At 71.0% G+C, this 19,518-nt stretch carries 20 protein-coding genes; 13 read left to right on the forward strand and 7 right to left on the reverse strand.

All coding sequences use genetic code 11. The features are described 5' to 3' along the window. The first annotated feature begins 13 nt into the window (after positions 1-13). Positions 14-745, forward strand: coding sequence for a competence/damage-inducible protein A (locus tag PKE85_RS02055; protein ID WP_271203129.1), 732 nt, complete (start codon positions 14-16; stop codon positions 743-745). A 19-nt stretch (positions 746-764) separates the two neighbouring features. After that, positions 765-1,286, forward strand: coding sequence for a xanthine phosphoribosyltransferase (gene gpt / locus PKE85_RS02060; RefSeq protein ID WP_271203130.1), 522 nt, complete (start codon positions 765-767; stop codon positions 1,284-1,286). An 18-nt stretch (positions 1,287-1,304) separates the two neighbouring features. Here gpt and hemF read toward each other — a convergent pair whose 3' ends face one another. Then, entirely contained in the window at positions 1,305-2,186 is an 882-nt protein-coding gene (gene hemF / locus PKE85_RS02065; RefSeq protein WP_271203131.1) for an oxygen-dependent coproporphyrinogen oxidase, read from the reverse strand. 397 nt (positions 2,187-2,583) lie between these two features. Here hemF and petA point away from each other — a divergent pair, with 397 nt between their 5' ends. The 6 genes from petA (at position 2,584) to PKE85_RS02095 (ending at position 7,784) form a co-directional block, all read left to right on the forward strand. Next, entirely contained in the window at positions 2,584-3,147 is a 564-nt protein-coding gene (gene petA / locus PKE85_RS02070; RefSeq protein WP_271203132.1) for a ubiquinol-cytochrome c reductase iron-sulfur subunit, read from the forward strand. Positions 3,148-3,200: 53 nt separating this feature from the next. Continuing rightward, positions 3,201-4,469, forward strand: coding sequence for a cytochrome b (locus tag PKE85_RS02075; RefSeq protein ID WP_271203133.1), 1,269 nt, complete (start codon positions 3,201-3,203; stop codon positions 4,467-4,469). Positions 4,470-4,483: 14 nt separating this feature from the next. Next, positions 4,484-5,338 carry a cytochrome c1 gene (locus tag PKE85_RS02080; RefSeq protein WP_271203134.1) on the forward strand — a complete coding sequence of 285 codons (855 nt, stop codon included), beginning with the start codon at positions 4,484-4,486 and terminating at the stop codon, positions 5,336-5,338. A 356-nt stretch (positions 5,339-5,694) separates the two neighbouring features. Continuing rightward, on the forward strand, positions 5,695-6,570 hold the full coding sequence (locus tag PKE85_RS02085; protein ID WP_271203135.1) for an S-methyl-5'-thioadenosine phosphorylase: 876 nt from the start codon (positions 5,695-5,697) through the stop codon (positions 6,568-6,570). 93 nt (positions 6,571-6,663) lie between these two features. Continuing rightward, entirely contained in the window at positions 6,664-7,419 is a 756-nt protein-coding gene (locus PKE85_RS02090) for a TetR/AcrR family transcriptional regulator (protein WP_271203136.1), read from the forward strand. Continuing rightward, positions 7,416-7,784 carry a tRNA-binding protein gene (locus PKE85_RS02095; RefSeq protein ID WP_271203137.1) on the forward strand — a complete coding sequence of 123 codons (369 nt, stop codon included), beginning with the start codon at positions 7,416-7,418 and terminating at the stop codon, positions 7,782-7,784. The genes PKE85_RS02090 and PKE85_RS02095 overlap by 4 nt, the downstream gene beginning before the upstream one ends. An 8-nt stretch (positions 7,785-7,792) precedes the next feature. Here the strand turns inward: PKE85_RS02095 and PKE85_RS02100 are convergent, their stop codons facing one another. Next, complete coding sequence (locus PKE85_RS02100; protein ID WP_428981302.1) at positions 7,793-8,107, reverse strand: DUF3072 domain-containing protein; 315 nt, start codon at positions 8,105-8,107, stop codon at positions 7,793-7,795. A gap of 135 nt (positions 8,108-8,242) precedes the next feature. Further along, the gene (locus PKE85_RS02105) at positions 8,243-8,737 is read right to left on the reverse strand and encodes a BA14K family protein (RefSeq protein WP_271203138.1); all 495 of its coding nucleotides are present in this window, start codon (positions 8,735-8,737) and stop codon (positions 8,243-8,245) included. Positions 8,738-8,957: 220 nt separating this feature from the next. Between PKE85_RS02105 and PKE85_RS02110 the strand changes: the two genes are divergently transcribed. The 3 genes from PKE85_RS02110 to PKE85_RS02120 are packed head-to-tail and all read left to right on the forward strand — an operon-like array spanning position 8,958 to position 11,782. Continuing rightward, on the forward strand, positions 8,958-10,076 hold the full coding sequence (locus tag PKE85_RS02110; RefSeq protein WP_271203139.1) for a DUF1176 domain-containing protein: 1,119 nt from the start codon (positions 8,958-8,960) through the stop codon (positions 10,074-10,076). A 2-nt stretch (positions 10,077-10,078) separates the two neighbouring features. Next, positions 10,079-10,456 (forward strand): fluoride efflux transporter CrcB, encoded by a 378-nt coding sequence (crcB, locus tag PKE85_RS02115; protein ID WP_271203140.1) that lies wholly within the window; start codon positions 10,079-10,081, stop codon positions 10,454-10,456. A gap of 42 nt (positions 10,457-10,498) precedes the next feature. Next, positions 10,499-11,782: an RluA family pseudouridine synthase gene (locus PKE85_RS02120; RefSeq protein ID WP_271203141.1), complete on the forward strand. Its 1,284-nt coding sequence runs from the start codon at positions 10,499-10,501 to the stop codon at positions 11,780-11,782. A gap of 42 nt (positions 11,783-11,824) precedes the next feature. On the opposite strand, the gene PKE85_RS02125 is transcribed toward PKE85_RS02120, so the two are convergent. From PKE85_RS02125 to PKE85_RS02140, 4 genes are all read right to left on the reverse strand, one after another. Then, on the reverse strand, positions 11,825-12,274 hold the full coding sequence (locus tag PKE85_RS02125) for an RrF2 family transcriptional regulator (protein ID WP_271203142.1): 450 nt from the start codon (positions 12,272-12,274) through the stop codon (positions 11,825-11,827). Positions 12,275-12,372: 98 nt separating this feature from the next. Further along, positions 12,373-12,792, reverse strand: a complete 420-nt coding sequence (locus PKE85_RS02130) for a PaaI family thioesterase (protein WP_271203143.1) — start codon at positions 12,790-12,792, stop codon at positions 12,373-12,375. A 4-nt stretch (positions 12,793-12,796) separates the two neighbouring features. Beyond that, positions 12,797-14,317: a fumarate hydratase gene (locus PKE85_RS02135; RefSeq protein WP_271203144.1), complete on the reverse strand. Its 1,521-nt coding sequence runs from the start codon at positions 14,315-14,317 to the stop codon at positions 12,797-12,799. 2 nt (positions 14,318-14,319) lie between these two features. Further along, complete coding sequence (locus PKE85_RS02140; protein ID WP_271203145.1) at positions 14,320-15,459, reverse strand: CaiB/BaiF CoA transferase family protein; 1,140 nt, start codon at positions 15,457-15,459, stop codon at positions 14,320-14,322. 182 nt (positions 15,460-15,641) lie between these two features. Between PKE85_RS02140 and PKE85_RS02145 the strand changes: the two genes are divergently transcribed. Together PKE85_RS02145 and PKE85_RS02150 are read left to right on the forward strand one after the other, a co-directional pair. Further along, the gene (locus tag PKE85_RS02145; protein WP_271203146.1) at positions 15,642-19,004 is read left to right on the forward strand and encodes a class I SAM-dependent DNA methyltransferase; all 3,363 of its coding nucleotides are present in this window, start codon (positions 15,642-15,644) and stop codon (positions 19,002-19,004) included. Between the two features lie 97 nt (positions 19,005-19,101). After that, positions 19,102-19,485 (forward strand): DUF1236 domain-containing protein, encoded by a 384-nt coding sequence (locus tag PKE85_RS02150; protein ID WP_271203147.1) that lies wholly within the window; start codon positions 19,102-19,104, stop codon positions 19,483-19,485. Positions 19,486-19,518 lie beyond the last annotated feature (33 nt).

The following is a 19,518-nucleotide window of genomic DNA, read 5'->3' on the forward strand; positions in this document are numbered from 1 at the left end:
CGCGAGACGCCCCATGACCGCTACGCCCGCCACCGCCGCCGTGCTCGTCATCGGCGACGAGGTTCTGTCCGGCCGCACCCGCGACACCAACAGCGGCCACATCGCCGCACGGCTCACCGAGATCGGCGTGGACCTGAAGGAGGTGCGCGTGGTCGCCGACGACGAGGCCGCCATCGTCGAGGCGCTGAACGCGCTGCGCGCCCGCTACGCTTACGTCCTCACCACCGGCGGTATCGGCCCGACCCACGACGACATCACCGCCGATTCGGTCGCGAAGGCCTTCGGCGTCGGCATCGACCACGATCCGCGCGCGGTCGCCATGCTGCGCGAGCGCTTCGCCGACCCCGCGGACCTGAACGAAGGCCGGCTGCGCATGGCGCGCATCCCCTTCGGCGCCGACCTGATCGCCAACCCGGTCTCCAAGGCCCCCGGCTTCCGGCTGGAGAACGTGTTCGTCATGGCGGGCGTGCCGTCGATCATGGCGGCGATGCTGGACGAGATCACGCCGCTGCTGGCCCACGGCGCGCCGATCCGGAGCGAGACCATCCGCGCCGACGCCAAGGAGGGCGACATCGCCACGCCGCTCGCCGCCGTGCAGAAGGCGCATCCGGGCGTCGCCATCGGCAGCTACCCCTACATGGACGCCGAGGGCTTCAACACCAACGTGGTGGTGCGCTCCCGCGACGCGGACGCGCTCGCCGCGGCGGCCGCCGACGTGCGCGCCATGCTGGCCGCGCTGCGCTGACCCTTCGGGAGATTTCGAGATGTCCGACGTCCGCGCCGAGAAGGCGTTTCCCGTCTACTGGGAGCAGTTCCACCGCGACGCCCGGGCGCTCGCCTGGCGGCTCGCCGGCGAGGCCCGCGCCTCGGGCGGCTTCGACGCCATCGTCTGCGTCACCCGCGGCGGGCTGGTTCCGGCGGCGATCGTGGCGCGCGAGCTCGATATCCGCCTGATCGAGACCATCTGCGTGGCGAGCTACCACGACTACAAGAGCCAGGGGGAGCTCGCGGTGCTCAAGGGCGTCTGCGACCGGGTGGCGAACGTGCGGGGCGGGGAGGGCGCGGGCGTCCTGATCATCGACGATCTGGTGGACACGGGCTCCACCGCCCGCGTGGTGCGCGGCCTGCTGCCCAAAGCCCATTTCGCCGCCGTCTACGCCAAGCCCAAGGGCCGCCCGCTGGTGGACACCTTCGTCACCGAAGTCAGCCAGGACACCTGGATCTACTTCCCCTGGGACATGGGCCTGAGCTTCCAGCCGCCGATCCGGGAAGGCGCCGCGGGCTGACCGCCTGAGAACCGGCGCTTACGGCCAGGCGGCCACCGGCGGCAGGGACGACAGGATCGAGGCCACGTTGCCGCCGGTCTTCAGGCCGAAGATCGTGCCCCGGTCGTGCAGCAGGTTGAACTCCACGTAGCGGCCGCGGCGCACGAGCTGCTCGGCGCGGTCGGCCTCGGTCCAGTCCTTGGCCATGTTGGCGCGCGCGATCTCCGGATAGACCTCGGCGAAGCGCTCGCCCACCGAGCGGGTGAAGGCGAAGTCGGCCTCGAAGTCGCCGGTGTTGACCCAGTCGTAGAAGATGCCGCCGATTCCACGCGGCTCGTTGCGGTGCTTCAGGAAGAAGTACTCATCGCACCACGCCTTGAACTTCGGGTAGTCCGCCGGCGCATGGCCCTCGCAGGCCCGCGCCATGGCGGCGTGGAAGGCGACCGCGTCCGGGTCGTCCTGGGTCCGCCGCCGGTCGAGCACCGGCGTCAGGTCCGCGCCGCCGCCGAACCACGCCCGGCTCGTCGCCACGAAGCGGGTGTTCATGTGCACCGTGGGCACGTTGGGGTTCACCGGATGCGCGATCAGCGAAATCCCCGAGGCCCAGAAGCCGGGCGCCTCGGCCGCGCCGGGGATCTCCTTGCGGAACTCGGGGGCGAACTCGCCGTGGACGGTGGAGACGTGGACGCCCACCTTCTCGAACAGCCGGCCCTTCATCAGCCCCATGACGCCGCCGCCGCCGTCGGCCCCGCTGTGGTCCGTGCGCGACCACGGCGTGCGCTCGAACCGGCCGGCCGGGCCGTCGCCCGGCGCCTCGTCCTCCAGCGCCTCGAAGCTCGCATGGATGCGGTCGCGCAAGGCTTCGAACCAGGCGCGGACGCGGGTCTTGCGGGCTTCGAGCTCGTGCGGGGCGGGGAGCATGGCGCCGGTCTCCAGACAGTCCGTGGCGACAGGCTGTGTACGCGCCTGCGCCGCCGCTTGGGAAGGGGCGACGCGTCCGGCCACCTCCGCCTGAGGCCTCTGCGGCGGTTGCGTGGCGCCGAAATCGTGATCGCGGCGCAAATGCGGCCGGCGCTGTTTCAGGTCGCTCTGCGGCGCAGCAAAAACCTGTGCGGACGCAAACGCTTCATGCTGCAGATGCGACTTATCGCCCACAGGCTGCGACAACCTGTCCCGTCCCCTGCGACTCTCTGGACAGCCTGCGACCTTAGTGCGAGATAACCCTTCAAGATCAGAGCTGTTCAAATTCAGAACGGCCGACCGCGGGACGGGCCTCGACGCCTTGAACCCGTTGGTTTTGGAGTGAGGAGAACGCCCGGTGTCCGCGATTCACGACGCCACAGAACCGACTCGTCGGGACTTCCTCTACCTGGCGACCGGCGCCGCCGCCGCCGTGGGCGCAGGCTTCCTGGCGTGGCCGTTCATCGCCCAGATGAACCCGGACGCCTCCGCGCTCGCGCTCGCCACCAGCGAGGTGGACGTCAGCCAGATCGCCGAAGGCCAGGTCGTCACCGTGAGGTGGCGCGGCAAGCCGGTGTTCGTGTGGAACCGCACCGCGAAGCAGGTGGAGGAGGCCAAGGCCGTCGAGATCGGCCAGCTGCCGGACCCGCTCGCCCGCAACGAGAACATCGAACCCGACGCGCCCGCGACCGACGTCAACCGCGCCGCCAAGGGCAAGGAGAACTGGCTGGTGGTGGTGGGCGTCTGCACCCATCTCGGCTGCGTGCCCACCAGCCAGCAGGGCGAATTCGGCGGCTGGCTCTGCCCCTGCCACGGCTCGCACTACGACACCGCCGGACGCATCCGAAAGGGACCCGCGCCGGAGAATCTGCCGGTTCCTCCCTTCGCCTTCGAAGGCGACACCAAGCTCACGATCGGCTGAGCGGCGGCCGCCGGCCCCTTGCGGCTGGCGGAGTTCCAAAAGCGAGCATCACGATGCAGGGACATTCCACCTACCAGCCGAAGGGCGTGGCCAAGTGGTTCGAGGATCGGCTGCCGATCGTCGGGCTGATCCATTCGAGCGCGGTCGCCTATCCGGTGCCGCGCAACCTGAACTACTTCTGGACCTTCGGCGGCATCCTCACCTTCATGCTGGTGGCCCAGATCCTCACCGGCGTGGTGCTCGCGATGCACTACACGCCGGAGACCACCAAGGCGTTCCTCTCGGTCGAGAAGATCATGCGCGACGTCAACTACGGTTGGCTGCTGCGCTATCTGCACGCCAACGGCGCGTCCATGTTCTTCATCGCCGTCTACATCCACATCTTCCGCGGCCTCTATTACGGCTCCTACAAGGCGCCCCGCGAGGTGCTGTGGATCCTCGGCGTGCTGATCTTCCTGCTGATGATGGCGACCGCCTTCATGGGCTACGTGCTGCCCTGGGGCCAGATGTCCTTCTGGGGCGCCACCGTCATCACCAACCTGTTCTCGGCGCTGCCGGGGGTGGGCACGGCCATCGTCACCTGGCTGTGGGGCGGCTTCTCGGTGGACAACCCGACGCTGAACCGCTTCTTCGCGCTGCATTACCTGCTGCCGTTCATGATCGCGGGCATCGTCGGCCTGCACATCTGGGCGCTGCACCATGTGGGCCAGAACAACCCGACCGGCGTCGAGGTGAAGGACTTCCGCAAGGAGACCGTGCCCTTCACGCCCTACGCCACGCTGAAGGACGCCTTCGCGCTGGTGTGCTTCATCGCCTTCTTCTCGTGGTTCGTGTTCTACACGCCGAATTATCTCGGCCACGCGGACAACTACATTGAGGCCAACCCGCTGGTGACGCCGGCGCACATCGTGCCCGAATGGTACTTCCTGCCGTTCTACGCGATCCTGCGCGCCATCCCGTCCAAGCTCGGCGGCGTGCTGATGATGTTCGGCGCCATCGCGGTGCTGTTCATCCTGCCCTGGCTCGACACCTCCAAGGTGCGCTCGGCCAAGTACCGGCCGATGTTCCAGATCTTCTTCTGGATCTTCGCCGCCAACGCCGTGCTTCTGGGCTGGCTCGGCTCGCGTCCCGCGGTGGAGCCCTACGTCACCATCTCGCGGTTCTCGACCTTCTGGTACTTCTTCCACTTCCTGGTGATCCTGCCGGTGCTGGGGCTGACCGAGAAGACCAGACCGGTGCCGAACTCGATCGCGGACTCGGTGCTGGGCGGCGCGCCCGCCACGCCGGCCTCCGCTGTCGCGGCCCCCGAACGCAACGGATGACCCGGATCATGACGATGGCGAACACGACGATCGGTCGCGCGGGCCGCGCCCTGGCCGCGGCCGCCGCTCTCGGCCTGGCCGGGCTCTCCGCCGCCCCGGCGCAGGCCGCCGGCGAGACGGTGAAGCCGCCGGCGCAGAGCTGGAGCTTCTCCGGCCCGTTCGGGAAGTACGACGCCGGCCAGCTCCAGCGCGGCTTCAAGATCTACAGCGAAGTGTGCGCGAGCTGCCATGCGCTGTCGCTGGTGGCGTTCCGCAACCTCCACGAATACGGCGGCCCCGGCTTCACGGAAGATCAGGCCCGCGCGATCGCCGAGGACCACAAGGTCCAGGACGGCCCCAACGACGCCGGCGAGATGTTCGAGCGGCCGGGCCGGCTGTCGGACCGCTTCCCGAAGCCGTTCCCGAACGAGAATGCGGCCCGCGCGGCCAACGGCGGCGCCTACCCGCCGGACTTCTCGCTGCTGGCCAAGGCGCGCACCTACGAGCGCGGCTTCCCCACCTTCCTGTTCGACATCGTGACCCAGTATCAGGAGCAGGGGCCGGACTACATCCACGCCCTGCTGACCGGCTACGCGGAACCGAAGCACGGCGAGAAGCCGCCGCGTCCGGGCCTGCACTACAACACCTATTTTCCCGGCCACTGGATCGCCATGGCGCAGCCGATCCAGGACGGGCAGGTGGAGTACACCGACGGGACGCCGGCCACGGTGGACCAGTACGGCAAGGACATCGCGGCCTTCATGATGTGGGCGGCGGAGCCGCACATGGCCGCCCGCAAGGGCACCGGCATGGTGGTGCTGATCTTCCTGCTGATCTTCGGCGCGCTGCTCTATTTCACCAAGCGCCGGGTGTGGTCGGCCGTCCACTGAGCGAGCGGACAAGAACTCAAGTTTTCCGTCATGCCCGAGCTAGTCTCGGGCATCCACGACTTGGACGTTCAAGCTTTTGACACCGCCAAAGTCGTGGATGCCCGCGCTTCGCGCGGGCATGACGTGGGCTTGAATTGCTCGCTTGAGCCATTTTCAAACGGACTCTGAGAACCCGTCCGGTAAGTCTGCATATTCGATCTGAGCGCCGTCGTGCCCGCGTCTTCGCGGGCATGACGAAGGCTTCCCCAAATCCTGAACGCATCCGCACCCTCGCTTCGGCGCGCGCCGGCCGATAAGTTCGGCGCGGAAACGGCGGACCCCTCGTGGTCCGCCGTCGTCGTGAACGGGGACGGGCGATGGCGAAGGCGGTGCTTGGGGTGATCGGCGGCTCGGGAATCTACGATCTGCCGGGTCTGGCGGAGGTGGAGACCCTCGAGGTCCGGAGCCCCTGGGGCGAACCCTCCGCGCCGCTCCGGCGCGGGCGCATCGGGGCGACGACCATCGTGTTCCTGCCCCGCCACGGCGCCGGGCACCGGCTGTCGCCGTCCGACATCGACTACCGCGCCAACATCGACGCGCTGAAGCGCGCGGGCGTCACCGATCTGGTGTCGCTCTCGGCCTGCGGCTCTTACCGCGAGGACCTGCCGCCGGGGACCTTCGTGCTTGCGGACCAGTTCATCGACCGCACCTTCCGCCGCGCCTCCAGCTTCTTCGGCGCGGGCTGCGTGGCGCATGTGGCCTTCTCCGATCCCGTCGCGCCCAATCTGGTGGCGCGGGTCGCCCGCGCGGCGGCGGCGGAGGACGTGCCCCATGTGGTCGGCGGGGCCTACGTCTGCATGGAGGGGCCGCAGTTCTCCACCCGCGCCGAATCGGTCGCCTACAAGGCCATGGGCGCCGCCATCGTCGGCATGACCAACATGCCCGAGGCCAAGCTCGCCCGCGAGGCGGAGATCGCCTACGCCACCGTCGGCATGGTCACGGATTACGACGCCTGGCGGCCGCACGAGGCCGGGGTGGACGTGGCCGACATCCTTAGCGTGATGCGCGAGAACGGGGACAAGGCCGCCCGGCTGATCGCCCGGCTCGCCGCCGATTTCCCCGAGGAGCACGAGGCCTGTCCGGTGGGCTCGGATCGGGCGCTGGAGTTCGCCCTCGTCACCGCGCCGGAGCATCGCGATCCGGCGCTGCTGGCCCGGCTCGACGCGGTTGCGGGCCGCGTTCTGGGGCTCTGACGGCGCGGGCGCCTTGGAACGGTCGGCTTCGGCCGCCAGTTTAAGCATCGAAGCGCCGGAACGCGGCGCGCCACATCCCGAGGGAGACACGCCATGGCCCGCCGTCCGTCCTCCGCCGCGCAGCCCGATCCCAACGCGCCGGCCCCTGCGCCGGCCGAGCCAGCCGCCGCGAAGGCCGACCCGAAACAGGCGATCGAAACGGCGCTCATGGACCTGCTGGCCGGTAAGGCCTGGGGCGAGATCGGCCTGTTCGAGATCGCGGGGCGGGCCGGCGTGTCGCTGGCGGAGCTGCGCGCCGCCTTCCCGTCCAAGGGCGCGATTCTCGCCGGCTTCGTGCGGCGGATCGACCTGGAGGTGCTGGCCCACGACAGCCGGGACATGGCGGACGAGCCGGCGCGGGAGCGCCTGTTCGACGTGCTGATGCGCCGGTTCGAGGCGCTCGCGCCCTATCGCCCGGCGCTGCGCGCCGTGCGGCGCGGCCTGAGCGTCGATCCGCTCGGCGCCGCGGCCATGAATCAGGTCGCGGTCTCGTCCATGCAGTGGATGCTGGCGGCGGCCGGGGTGCAGGAGTCCGGTCCGCTCGGGACCGCCCGCGCCCAGGCGCTGGTGCTGGTCAACGCGCGGGTGTTCGACGCTTTCCTGGACGACGAGGACGACAGCCTCGCCCGCACCATGAAGGCGCTGGACGAGGAGCTGCGCAAGGCCGAGCGCTGGGCGCGCCGCGCCGACGACGCCTTCCGGCTGACGGCGCCGTTCCGGGCCGTGGTCGACCGGGCGCTGGGCGGCCGCCGTTCGCGCCGGACGCGGGATGCGGAAGCCGCGCCCGACGACGCCGCGAGCGCCGCATGACCGCCGAGGCCGACGCCGAAGCGCTTCCGTCGCTCGCCACGATCGCGGACTTCGAGAAGCTCGACATCCGCGTGGGGGTGGTGGTGGAGGCGGCGCCGTTCCCGGAGGCGCGCAAGCCCGCCTACAAGCTCAGGATCGACTTCGGGCCGGAGATCGGGGTGAAGCGCTCCTCCGCGCAGATCACGAAGCGCTACGCGGCCGACGAACTCGTGGGCCGCCACGTGCTTGCGGTGGTGAACTTTCCGCCGCGCCAGATCGGCAAGTTCCTGTCCGAGGTTCTCACCCTCGGCGCGCCGGACGCCGAAGGCGAGGTGATCCTGCTGACGCCGGAGCGCGCCGTTCCGCCCGGCGGCCGCGTGTATTGAGCGGCGCGTCAGCGCTTGTTCTGCCGGGCGTCCTTCAGCTCGTCGATCAGCAGCGAGGCCTCGGCCTTGGTGAGATCGGAGCGGTAGGCCTCGGTTCCCGCTTCCTCCGACAGCGTCTTGAGATAGGACGCCTGCGCGCCCGTCATCGGTTCGTCGCCGGAGACCCAGTCGCTCGGGTCCTTCTCGGCGTTGCTTGCGGGGTCCGGCGCGGTCTTCGGATTGGCCTCGATCTCGTGGGCCTGAGGCCCCGGGGCGTCCGGGTCGGCGGCGCGGCGCTGGTCGGTGCGGCTCTGGGGCGTGCTGGCGGACGAGTCGTGCGTCATGGGCGTTTCCGTTCGTTGTTCGTTCACGAGGAAAACGCCCGCCGGACGGAAGCGTTCCGGCCAAAAGAAAACCCCCGGCGCGGGGCGCGCGCCGGGGGCGGAGAAACGTCAGGCCAAGAGGGCCGACGCATCAACTCATGGGCATGCGACCTGACGCCCATCGTAAGCGGTGTAGGTCCCAGTGCGGGGATTGTAGGAGCGAAAACGCTGCGCGCAGTAGGAGTCTCTGCGCGAATAGCTGCGGCTGTTGGCCGCACCGGCGATCAGGGCGCCGGCGGCGACCCCCGCGATGGCGGCTGCGGCGTAGTTTCCGCGGTCCCGGTGGCGGTAGTAGCGGCGGCCGTAATAGCGGTCGCGATGGCGATAATGTCCGCCGCGGTAGTGACGCCGGCCGTTGTAATAGCGGTTTCCGCGGTAGTGGCGGCCGCCACGGTAATGCCGCCCGCCGCGCCAGCGGCGATCGCGCACGGTCTGCACGTCGCCGGTGGCGAGCGCCTGCATCGCCTCGCCGCGCACCTGGTCGAGGGAACGGACGGGTTCGCGCGGCTGCGCGGAAGCCGGCGCGGCGCCGGCGAAGACGCCGGTGACGCCAATGGCGCCGGCGAGCGCGATGGCGATCATCTTGCGCATAAGCATGCTCCTTGTTCTTGCGACGCGCCGGGCGCGCCGGATGAGCTCCTCGGCCCTTCCACGGTTCAAGCGGTCGGGACCTGCGCGGCGTTCCCGATTCCCCTGCTCACATGATCGTGAGCAGGGCGGGGCCGCGACGCCGCGCGCAAGGGGACGACCGCTCGAAACCGGGCGCGGAGCGCGTTACTTGGGACGCGGATGGAGTTGGGGAGTGCGGAACATGCGCGCGATGACGATGGCCCTCTTGGCGTTCGGCGCCGGGGTCTGGACGGCGCCGGCGCAGGCCGGGCCCCGGTTCGACGGCTGGACCGTCTCCTGCGTGGACGTGGCGAAAAGCGATCCGAAGCCCCACGCCAAGGCGGTCGCGACGCCGCCGGACTGCCGGGCGGCCTCGCAGGACGCGCCGGCCGCGGGCGCGGAGGCGCTGTCCGCCGCCGTGACGCGCGGCGGCGCGAAGGAGGCGCAGCCCATGCTGGCGTTTTCGGTCCGCAGGCCGGCGTCTCCGCTCGCCCGCGCGCGACTCGCGCTCGCGGTGGACGGCGGCACGCCGGTGCGGCTGGCCCCCGGAGCGGACGTGACGGTCACCCCGGCGGAGAACGACCCCGCGGTGACGGAGGTGCGGCTGTCGGAGGGCGCGGCGCGGCGCCTGCTGCCGTTCCTGCGGCGCGGCAAGGTGCTGACGGTGGAGATCCTGGGGGAGGCGGACGGGAGCGTCGGCGCCGAGCTGGCGCTGCCGGGCCTGCAGGCCGCCTTCGCGGAGATCGACCGGGCGCAGGGGCGGGTGGACAAGCCGGAGGCGCTGGTGGCGCTGGTGGGCGGCGGCACGCCGGCCGCCCTGTCGGGCAAGGTGCGGGACGTGGGGCGCGAGGCGATCCCGCAGCGGCTGCGCACCGTGATGATGGACCGGGACTGCCCGGTCTGGGACCGCAACGAGGACGATCCGTCCTTTCTTGCCGACGAATCCTTCGCCGCCGATCTCGGCGACGGGCGCACGCTGTGGTCCATCGTCTGCTCGTCGGGCGGCTACAATGTGGAGTTCGCGCTGTTCATCGAGGACCCGTCCAAGGCGGCGGACCGGTTCGAGACCCTGCTGTTCGCCACCTTCCTGGAGTCGATCGGCTGGACCGGGGTCGATACGCTGACCAACGTGGCCTACGATCCCGACAGGAAGCAGCTCACCGCCTTCGAGAAGGGCCGCGCGGCCGGCGACTGCGGCGTGGTGGGAACCTGGGAGTGGGGCGGCGCCGCCTTCCGCATGGTGGAGTTCCGCGCCAAGGAGGAGTGCGACGGCGTGGGCGAGCCCGGCAAGTTCCCGATCGTGTTCCGGGGCGAGCGCTGACCGTGGCGCCCTGGCTGCTGGTGGCGTTCGGCGGCGCGCTGGGCTCGGTCGCCCGGCACGGCGTCAACGTGGCGTCGGCGCGTCTGTTCGGCTCCGGCTTTCCCTTCGGCACGCTGACGGTGAACGTGGCCGGCGGCCTCGCCATGGGGCTGCTCGCGGGCCTGTTCGCGCTGAAGACCGGCGCGTCGCAGAACCTGCGGCTGTTCCTGATGACCGGCGTGCTCGGCGGATTCACCACCTTCTCCGCCTTCAGCCTCGACGCGATGACGCTGTGGGAGCGGGGCGAAGGCGGTCTGGCGGCGGTCTATGTGGCCGCATCCGTCGGGCTTTCCATCGGCGCGGTGGCCGCGGGCCTCGCGCTGGCGCGCGCTCTGGGGTAAGCGAAGGGTTTAAGCCAGAGTTCTCTCGGAAAGTCCGCGCCCATGCCGCCACGCCCGCCCCGTGGTCCCAAGTCCGTTTCCGGCAAGTCCGTTTCCGGCAAGTCCGCGCCCGGCAAACCCGTCGCGGGGAAGTCCGCCGCCGGCCCGCGCCGGGGCGCCGCGCCGCGCGCCACCCGCAGCGCCATGAAGGCCGCCGCGGAGGCCGCGTTCCGCAAACCCGGCTCGCCCTCTCCCAAGACCCGCGCGGACGCGCCCGCGGCCGAGCCGGTCCGGGAGACGCCGAAGGCGCTGCCCGCGCTGCCGGGCAAGGCCGCCGGCGTGCAGTCGATCCCGGTGCGCGAGGCGGAGGAGGGCCTGCGGCTCGACCGCTGGTTCAAGGAGCGGTTTCCGGCGCTCGCCTTCGGCCATCTGCAGAAGCTGTGCCGCACCGGCCAGATCCGCGTGGACGGCGCCCGCGCCAAGACCGCGACCCGGCTCTCCGTCGGCATGGTGGTGCGCGTGCCGCCGCTGAAGGACGAGGACGGCGACGGCGAGGAGGTCGCCAAGCCCGCGCTGGTCCGCGCCCCCGCGCTCTCCAAGGACGCGGAGTTCCTGAAGGGCATCGCGATCTACGAGGACAAGGACGTGCTGGTGCTGAACAAGCCCCACGGCCTCGCGGTGCAGGGCGGCTCCGGCACCACCCGCCATGTGGACGGCATGCTGGCGGCGCTCACGGACCGTTCGGGCCAGAAGCCGCGCCTCGTCCACCGCATCGACAAGGACACCGCCGGCGTGCTGGTGACGGCCAAGACCCGGCTCGCCGCCGCGGAGCTGGCGCGCGCCTTCCGGTCGCGCACCACCCGCAAGGTCTACTGGGCGCTGGTTCCCGGCGTGCCGCGCACCCGGCAGGGCCGCATCTCCACCTATCTCGCCAAGGGCGAGGGCGACGGGCCCGAGGGCGAGCTGATGCAGGTGGCCGAGCACGGCGACCGGGGCGCCAGCCACGCGCTGACCTATTACGCCGTGGTGGACAACGCCGGGCCGAAGCTCAGCTGGCTGTCGCTGAAGCCCGTCACCGGCCGCACCCACCAGCTGCGCGCCCATTGCGCCCACATCGGCCACCCGATCGTGGGCGACCCGAAATACTTCAACGTGGAGAACTGGGAGCTGCCGGGCGGGCTGCAGAACAGGCTGCACCTGCTGGCGCGCCGCCTCGTGATTCCGCTGCCGAGCGGCAAGGTGCTCGACGTCTCCGCCCCGCTGCCGCCGCACATGGCGCAGTCGTGGAACCTGCTCGGCTTCGACGCCAGCCAGTACGACCCGATCGTCGACGCGCCGGAGGACTGAAATCCTGTTTGGATGGCGCGGCGGCGAGGTCCAGGCAGGCTTTCAGATCTGGTAGACGAAGGCCTGCATGGCGCCGTCGCCCATGTCGCGCAGTTCGGCCAATGTGCGCTTGTCCAGCACGTCGGAGATGGCGTCGCGCACGTCCAGCATCATCAGCCGGATGCGGCAGGTCTCCACGTCCTCGCAGTCGTCGCAGGGCACATAGGCCGAGCGGCTGGCGCAGTTGATGGGCGCCAGCGGGCCGTCGAGCGCGCGCACGATGGAGCCGACCATGATGTCGTCGGGCGATTTCGCCAGTTGGTAGCCGCCGGCCTTGCCCTTCTTGCTGGAGAGCATGCCGGCGTTGCGCAGCTCGCCGAGGATGGCGTCGAGGAACTTCTTCGGGATGGCGTTGCGCTCGGCGACCTCGGCCACGAAGGTGGAGCGGCCCGGCTCCAGCCGCGCCAGGTCGACCATCGCCTTCAGGCCGTATTTCGCCTTTTTCGTCAGCATCGCTTTGTCCCGACCGCCGCCCGAGGGCCAGCGGACCTCGCATCCTGATTCAACACTCCGTTGAATATTGAGTCGCTTACTGGATTACCAGTGGCGCGTCAGCGTTTCAGGATTTTCCAGACCCCGGAGCCGCCCGCGATCTCCCGTTCGCCCACCCGCAGCACGCCCTTCATGAACACCAGCGACGAGGTGAGGCGGAACACCTGCGGGTCCACCTCCACGAACTCGCCCATCTGGGCGGCGGAGACGAACTGCATGTCGAACTGGATGGTGACGCTGGGCCGCCCGTCCGCCGCGTCCCAGGCCGCGACGCCGAGCGCCCGGTCGGCGAGCGTCATCAGCATGCCGCCATGCACCACGCCGATCAGGTTGGCGTGCTTCTGCTCGGCGATGAAGCCGAAGGCGCGCAGCCCGTTTTCGCGCCGGCGCACATAGATCGGCCCCACGAGATCGATGAAGCCCCCGTCCGGGAACAGCTCCCAGCCGTGGCGGAGCGGGTCGAAGGCGGCGTCGGTCATAGCGTCAGGTCTTTCGCCAGAGATCAGGACCGATCACATGGATCGAGGCGCCGGTGGAGTCCACCGCCACCGTGACCGGCATCTCCTCCACCTCGAACTCGTGGATCGCCTCCATGCCGAGGTCCGCGAAGGCCAGCACGCGGGAGGCGCGCACCGCCTGCGCCACCAGAATCGCGGCGCCGCCGACCGCGATCAGCGAGGCCGCGCCGTGGCGGCGGATGGCCTCCACCGCGCCGGGGCCCCGCTCGGCCTTGCCGATCATGGCGAGGAGGCCGGTCCGCTCCAGCAGCAGGTCGGTGAAGCCGTCCATGCGGGTGGCGGTGGTGGGGCCGGCGGGGCCGACCGCCTCGGCCCCCACCGCCTTCACGGGGCCGACGTAATAGATCACGCGGCCGTCGAGGGCGACGGGCAGGCTTTCGCCGCGGGCGATCATCTCCGCCATGCGCGTGTGGGCGGCGTCGCGCCCCGTGAGCAGCCGGCCCGACAGCAGCAGCCGGTCGCCCGCGCGCCACGATCGAACCTCGTCCCGGGTCAGCCGGTCGAGGTCCACCGGCCGTGCGGCGTCCGCGGTGCGCTCCCGCACGATCTCCGGCCAGTCGTCCGCGGAAGGAACGGCGAAGGTCGCGGGGCCGGAGCCGTCGAGGGCGAAGCGCACATAGCGGTTGGCGGCGCATTGGGGCATCAGCGCCACCGGCTTCGAGGCGGCGTGGGTCGGGAAGGTCCTGATCTTCACGTCGAGCACGGTGGTGAGGCCGCCGAGCCCCTGTGCGCCGAGGCCCAGCGCGTTGATGCGCTCGTAGAGCCTGAGCCGCATCTCCTCGAGCTTCGTGGCCGGGCCGCGCCGGATCAGGTCCAGCATGTCGATCGGCTCGAACAGCGCCTCCTTCGCCAGCAGCATGGCCTTGTCGGCGCTGCCGCCGACGCCGATCCCGATCAGCCCCGGCGGGCACCAGCCGGCGCCGAGGGTCGCGAGGGTCTCCACGATCCAGTCCTCGACCGGGGCGGACGGGTTGAGCTGGGCGAAGCGGGCCTTGTTCTCCGAGCCGCCGCCCTTGGCGGCGACGATGGCCTCCACCCGGTCGCCGGCGACCAGATCCACATGCACCATGGCCGGGGCGTTGTCGCCGGTGTTGCGGCGCTCGAACAGCGGATCGCCCACCATGGTGGCGCGCAACGGGTTGGCCTCGTCGAGATAGGCGAGGCGCACCGCCTCGTTCACCAGCTCCTCGATCCCCCGGGAGGTGGCGAAGCGCACGTTGACGCCCACCTTCAGGAACACCGCCGCGACGCCGGTGTCCTGGCACATGGGCCGGCGACCGATCAGCGCCAGACGCGAATTGACGAGGATCTGCGCCATGGCGTCCTTCGCCGCCGCGCTCTCTTCGCGCGCATGGGCCGCCGCCAGATGGCGCACGAAATCCGCCGGGTGAACATGCGAGACGAACTGCAGCGCGTCGGCGACGCTCTGGATGAAGTCGTCCTCGCGGATGATCGTCTGGTCCCCGAGCGCCGCGGCGGCGGTCACGCTCAGGCGTCCTGAAGCGTGGGCTGGAACTCCGCCCTGAGCGCCGCGTCGTGCTGGCCGACGGCGGGCACGGGCCGGAGCTTCGGCCGCGCGCCGTCCACCACCGCCGGCGGGGCCAGCACCTCCGCCACGCCGTTCGGCGTCTCCACGGGCAGGGCGGTGGCGCTGCGGTGGGCGACGAGATCGGCGAGCGAAGAGATGCGGCCATAGGCGATGCGGTGGCGGTCGAGCGCGTCCGTCAGCTCGGCCACGCGGAAGCGGCCCACGGCGGCCTGCACCAGCGCGTCGCAGGCGGCGCGGTTCCGCACCCGGTCCACGTTGGTGGCGAAGCGGGGATCATGGCCCGCTTCGGCCGCGTCCAGCACCTCGGCGCAGAAGGTGCGCCATTCGGGATCGCTCTGGATCGCGATCACCACTTCGCCGTCGGTCATGCGGAAGGCGCCGTAAGGGGCGATCGAGGGATGGGCGAGGCCGAGCCGCGCCGGATCGCGCCCGCCGTAGCGGCGGGTGAGGTAGGGCACGTTCATGAAGTCCGCGAGCGTGTCGAACAACGACAGCGCGATGTGGCGGCCCTCGCCGGAGCGGCCGCGGGCGATCAGCGCCTCGAGGATGGCGGCGTGGGCGGCGTGTCCGGTGGCGATGTCGCAGACCGAGACGCCGACCCGCGCCGGCCCGCTCTCCGCCCCGCCGGTGATGGCGGACAGGCCGGTCTCGGTCTGGATCAGCAGGTCGTAGGCCTTGCGGTCGTAATCGGGCGCGCCTGCGGCGTAGCCGGAGATGTCGCAGCAGATCAGGCGCGGATGGCGCGCCCGGAGCTCGTCCGCGCCGAGTCCCAGCCGCGCCATGGCGCCGGGGGCGAAATTCTGGATGAACACGTCCGCGCGGGCGATCATCGCCTTCACCAGCGCCAGATCGGCCGGGGTCTTCAGGTCAACCTGGCAGCTTTCCTTGCCCCGGTTCGCCCAGACGAAATAGGTGGACTGGCCGAACACGCAGTCGTCGTAGCCGCGGGCGAAGTCGCCGCCGTAGCGCTCCAGTTTGATGACCCGGGCGCCGGCGTCGGCGAGCCGGGACGTGGCGACCGGGGCCGCCACCGCCTGCTCCATCGCCACCACCAGAACGCCGTCCAACGCGCCCGCCATGCGCCGCCTCCCGCTTGAACTCTGGGCCCTGTTACCGCCCGAGGGGCGCGGGGAAGTCAAACCCGCCGATGGGCGCGGGTCTCCCGCGTTGATCGCATTTTAACGTTTATGCACTTTTAGATTGAGAATCGTATCCGTCTGTGCACGCATCGCGTGTGTCTTTCGCGCGCGTCGGGGCGGTCATGGCGGATGAGGCGATCGAGGCGTTCATCGCCCGCTGGCAGGGCCGCGTCGGCGGGCAGGAGCGGGCGAACTACGCGCTGTTCCTCACCGAACTCGCCGACGCCCTCGGCGCGCCCCGGCCGGAACCCGCCTCCGCCGCAGAAGCGGTCAACGACTACGTGTTCGAGCGCGTGGTGCGGGAGACCCTGCGCGACGGCTCCGTCTCCCACCGCCGCATCGACCTCTACCGCCGGGGCTGCTTCGTGCTGGAGGCCAAGCAGTCGCGCTGGCCCGGCCGGCCCAAGGCCATGGCGGAGGAGCGCGACCCGGCGCCCGCCACGCCGGGACGGCGCGGGGCCGACAAGGCCTGGGACGTGCTGATGATGAACGCGCGCAACCAGGCCGAGCATTACGTGCGCTGGCTGCCGGACGGCCACGAGCCGCCGCCCTTCGTCATCGTCTGCGACGTGGGCCACTGTCTGGAGCTTTACGCCAACTTCCGCCGCGACGGCAAAGCCTACGACCAGTTCCCCGACCGGCAGGGCTTCCGCATCTATCTGGAGGATCTGCGCCGGCCGGAGATCCGCGACCGGCTGGCGCGGGCGTGGTCCGATCCGTGGTCGCTCGACCCGTCGCGCCGCTCCGCCCGCGTCACCCGCGCCATCGCCGAGCGGCTGGCGGCGGTCTCGCGCCGGCTGGAAGCGCAGGGGCATGAGGCCGCCGATGTGGCCCAGTTCCTGATGCGCATGCTGTTCACCATGTTCGCCCAGAGCGTGGAGCTGATCCCCGCCGGCGCCTTCTCCGCGCTGCTGGCGGAATGCGAGGCGAGGCCGGACGAGTTCGAACCCATGGTCGGCCAGCTCTGGCGGGCCATGGACGAAGGCGAGTTCGCCTATGCGTTCAAACAGCGGGTGCTGCGCTTCAACGGCTCGTTCTTCAAGGACTCCGCCGTGCTGCCGCTCGACGCCGGCCACATCGCCGAACTGCGCGCCGCCGCCGCCTTCGACTGGCGCGACGTGGAGCCGGCGATCTTCGGCGCGCTGCTGGAGAAGGCGCTGGACCCGGCGGAGCGCCGCAGCCTCGGCGCCCATTACACGCCCCGCGCCTATGTGGAGCGGCTGGTGCTGGCTACCGTGATCGAGCCGTTGCGGGCCGACTGGGCCGCGGCGCTGGGCGCGGCGGAGCGGCTGCGCGGCGAAGGCAAGGGCGTGCAGGCGCGGAGCGTGGTGGCGGCGTTCCACCGCAGGCTCTGCGCCGTCCGCGTGCTGGACCCCGCCTGCGGCACCGGAAACTTCCTTTACGTGACGCTGGAGCTGATGAAGCGCCTCGAGGGCGAGGTTCTGGAGGCGCTGGTCGATCTCGGCGGCCAGGAGGGCCTGTCCGGCCTCGAAGGCCACACCGTCGACCTGCGGCAGCTGCTCGGGCTGGAGAAGAACCCGCGCGCGGCCTCCATCGCCGAGCTCGTGCTGTGGATCGGCTATCTGCAGTGGCGCGCCCGCACCCGCGGCGGGGCGCCGGGCGAGCCGATCCTGCGCGCCTTCGGCAACATCAGGGTTGGCGACGCGGTGCTGGCGGAAGGGGAGACGCCGCGCCGGCCGGACTGGCCGGAGGCGGAGTTCATCGTCGGCAACCCGCCCTTCATCGGCGGTAAGGACCTGCGCGAGCGGCTGGGACGGTCCTATGCGGAGGCCCTGTGGGCGGCGCATCCGCACATGAACGAGAGCGCCGATTTCGTCATGTACTGGTGGGACCGGGCGGCGGAGCTTCTGACCGCCGGGGGAACCGCGCTGCGCCGCTTCGGCTTCGTCACCACCAACTCCATCTCCCAGGTGTTCCAGCGCCGCACGCTCCAGCGCCACATGGCGGCGGAGACGCCGGTCTCGCTGGTGATGGCGATTCCCGATCACCCCTGGACCAAAGCCGCGCCGGACAGCGCCGCGGTGCGCATCGCCATGACGGTGGCGGAGGCCGGCGTCCGGGACGGCGTTCTGCGCAGGGTCGTCAGGGAAGACGCGCTCGACGCCGACGCGCCGGTGATCGAACTGGCGGAGCGCGTCGGGCGCATCAACGCCGACCTGACGGTGGGGGCGGACGTGACCAAGGCCGCCGCTCTCCGCGCCAATGACGGACTGTGCTGCCCCGGCGTGAAGCTGCATGGCTCGGGCTTTCTGATCGACGCCGAAACCGCCGAACGATTGGGCCGGGAGACCGACGAGGACCTCGTTCAGCGCATCCGGCCGTACCGGAACGGCCGGGACCTCACCCAGCGGCCGCGAGGCCTGTTCGCCATCGACCTGTTCGGCCTGTCCGAAGACGACGTGCGCCGCCGGTGTCCCGAGATTTACCAGCACCTCGCCATGACCGTGCGGGAGGCGCGGGCGGCGCAGGTCGCCCGCTCGCCCACCAAGGACGCGGAGAGTTACCTTCAGGCCTGGTGGCTGTTCGGCAAGACGCGGCCGGATCTGCGCGAAGCTCTCGAAGGCCTCCCCCGCTTCATCGCCACCACCGAGACGGCCAAGCACCGGGTGTTCCAGTTTCTCGACGCCGGCGTGCTGCCGGACAACATGCTGGTGGCGGTCGCCAGCGACTGCGCCTTCCATCTCGGCGTGCTGTCGTCGCGAATCCACGTTCTGTGGGCTCTGGCGGCGGGAGGGCGTCAGGGCGTCGGCAACGATCCGCGCTACTCCAAATCCCGCTGCTTCGATCCGTTCCCGTTTCCTGTCGCCACCTCCGGCCAGCAGGCGCTGATCGGGGCGATCGCGGAGGAGATCGACGGTTGCCGCAAGCGCGTGCTCGGCGCGCGCCCGCGCCTGACCATGACCGGCGTCTACAACGTGCTGGAGCGGCTGCGGGCCGGCGCGCGGCCGAACGATCTGACGCCCGACGAGCGGCGCGTCTTCGACGACGGGCTGGTGCTGCTGCTGCAGGATCTGCACGACCGGCTCGATCGCGCCGTCGCCGCCGCTTACGGCTGGCCGGCGGACATGGCCGCGGACGAGGCGGTGGCGCGGCTCGCGGCCCTCAATCAGGAGCGTCGCGCGGAGGAGGCGCGGGGGCTGATCCGCTGGCTGCGGCCGGACCATCAGGCGCGCCGTTTCGCGCCGCCGGCCGAGCGCCCCTTCGCCTATGTGGCCGCGGCCGCGCCTGCGCCCGAGATCGCCGACGCCCGCCCCGCCTTCCCGCGGGAGCCGGTGGCCCAGACCGCCGCGGTGCTGCTGGCGCTGGTGGGCGAGGCCGGCCCCATCGACGCGGCGGCGCTCGCCGGCCGTTTCCGGGACGGCCGCCGCGCCGCGCCGCGCATCGCCGCGACGCTGGAGGCGCTGGCGCGGCTGGGCGCGGTCGCCGCGCAGGCGCAAGGTTTCGCGCTCCGTCACGGCGCCTGACGCCAGATGAGGGCATGTCAAAAAACACATCCGGCCCGGAACCGGTCGGCGTAGACGGCGTTTCCATCCCCGAGGGAGAAAACAGGAGACGTCTTTCATGCGAAACCATGTCGCTGTACTTGCGCTTGTTCTCGGCGTCGCGGCGCCGTCCGTGGCGCTGGCTCAGGAAGGCACGGTCTCGGGGGCGGCCGGCGGGGCAGCCACAGGCGCGGTGATCGGCGGGCCGGTGGGGGCCGCGGTCGGCGGCGTCGCCGGCGCGGTCGTCGGCACCATCGTCGCGCCGCCGCGCGAGGTGAAGACCTATGTGGTGAAGGAAGAGCGCCCGTCCGTCGCCTACGAGGGTGAGGTCGTGGTGGGCGAACCGCTGCCGGAGGCGGTGGAGGTCTACGAGGTGCCCGACAGCGACTACCGCTACACGGTGGTGAACGAGAAGCGCTACATCGTCGACGGCGACCGCCGCGTGGTCGAGGTGGTCGAGTAAGCGCGGACCCATCGGATCAAGGAAAAGGCCCGG

It is taken from the genome of Methylopila jiangsuensis (assembly GCF_027922305.1).
GTDB lineage: Bacteria > Pseudomonadota > Alphaproteobacteria > Rhizobiales > Methylopilaceae > Methylopila > Methylopila jiangsuensis.

Excerpts from the sequence above, each read along its gene's own strand:
- PKE85_RS02055 (WP_271203129.1), top strand. The coding sequence starts at position 14 with ATGACCGCTACGCCCGCCACCGCCGCCGTGCTCGTCATCGGCGACGAG.
- gpt (WP_271203130.1), top strand. The coding sequence starts at position 765 with ATGTCCGACGTCCGCGCCGAGAAGGCGTTTCCCGTCTACTGGGAGCAG.
- hemF (WP_271203131.1), bottom strand. The coding sequence starts at position 2,186 with ATGCTCCCCGCCCCGCACGAGCTCGAAGCCCGCAAGACCCGCGTCCGC.
- PKE85_RS02075 (WP_271203133.1), top strand. The coding sequence starts at position 3,201 with ATGCAGGGACATTCCACCTACCAGCCGAAGGGCGTGGCCAAGTGGTTC.
- PKE85_RS02080 (WP_271203134.1), top strand. The coding sequence starts at position 4,484 with ATGGCGAACACGACGATCGGTCGCGCGGGCCGCGCCCTGGCCGCGGCC.
- PKE85_RS02085 (WP_271203135.1), top strand. The coding sequence starts at position 5,695 with ATGGCGAAGGCGGTGCTTGGGGTGATCGGCGGCTCGGGAATCTACGAT.
- PKE85_RS02090 (WP_271203136.1), top strand. The coding sequence starts at position 6,664 with ATGGCCCGCCGTCCGTCCTCCGCCGCGCAGCCCGATCCCAACGCGCCG.
- PKE85_RS02095 (WP_271203137.1), top strand. The coding sequence starts at position 7,416 with ATGACCGCCGAGGCCGACGCCGAAGCGCTTCCGTCGCTCGCCACGATC.
- PKE85_RS02100 (WP_428981302.1), bottom strand. The coding sequence starts at position 8,107 with ATGACGCACGACTCGTCCGCCAGCACGCCCCAGAGCCGCACCGACCAG.
- PKE85_RS02105 (WP_271203138.1), bottom strand. The coding sequence starts at position 8,737 with ATGCGCAAGATGATCGCCATCGCGCTCGCCGGCGCCATTGGCGTCACC.
- PKE85_RS02110 (WP_271203139.1), top strand. The coding sequence starts at position 8,958 with ATGCGCGCGATGACGATGGCCCTCTTGGCGTTCGGCGCCGGGGTCTGG.
- PKE85_RS02120 (WP_271203141.1), top strand. The coding sequence starts at position 10,499 with ATGCCGCCACGCCCGCCCCGTGGTCCCAAGTCCGTTTCCGGCAAGTCC.
- PKE85_RS02125 (WP_271203142.1), bottom strand. The coding sequence starts at position 12,274 with ATGCTGACGAAAAAGGCGAAATACGGCCTGAAGGCGATGGTCGACCTG.
- PKE85_RS02130 (WP_271203143.1), bottom strand. The coding sequence starts at position 12,792 with ATGACCGACGCCGCCTTCGACCCGCTCCGCCACGGCTGGGAGCTGTTC.
- PKE85_RS02140 (WP_271203145.1), bottom strand. The coding sequence starts at position 15,459 with ATGGCGGGCGCGTTGGACGGCGTTCTGGTGGTGGCGATGGAGCAGGCG.
- PKE85_RS02145 (WP_271203146.1), top strand. The coding sequence starts at position 15,642 with ATGGCGGATGAGGCGATCGAGGCGTTCATCGCCCGCTGGCAGGGCCGC.
- PKE85_RS02150 (WP_271203147.1), top strand. The coding sequence starts at position 19,102 with ATGCGAAACCATGTCGCTGTACTTGCGCTTGTTCTCGGCGTCGCGGCG.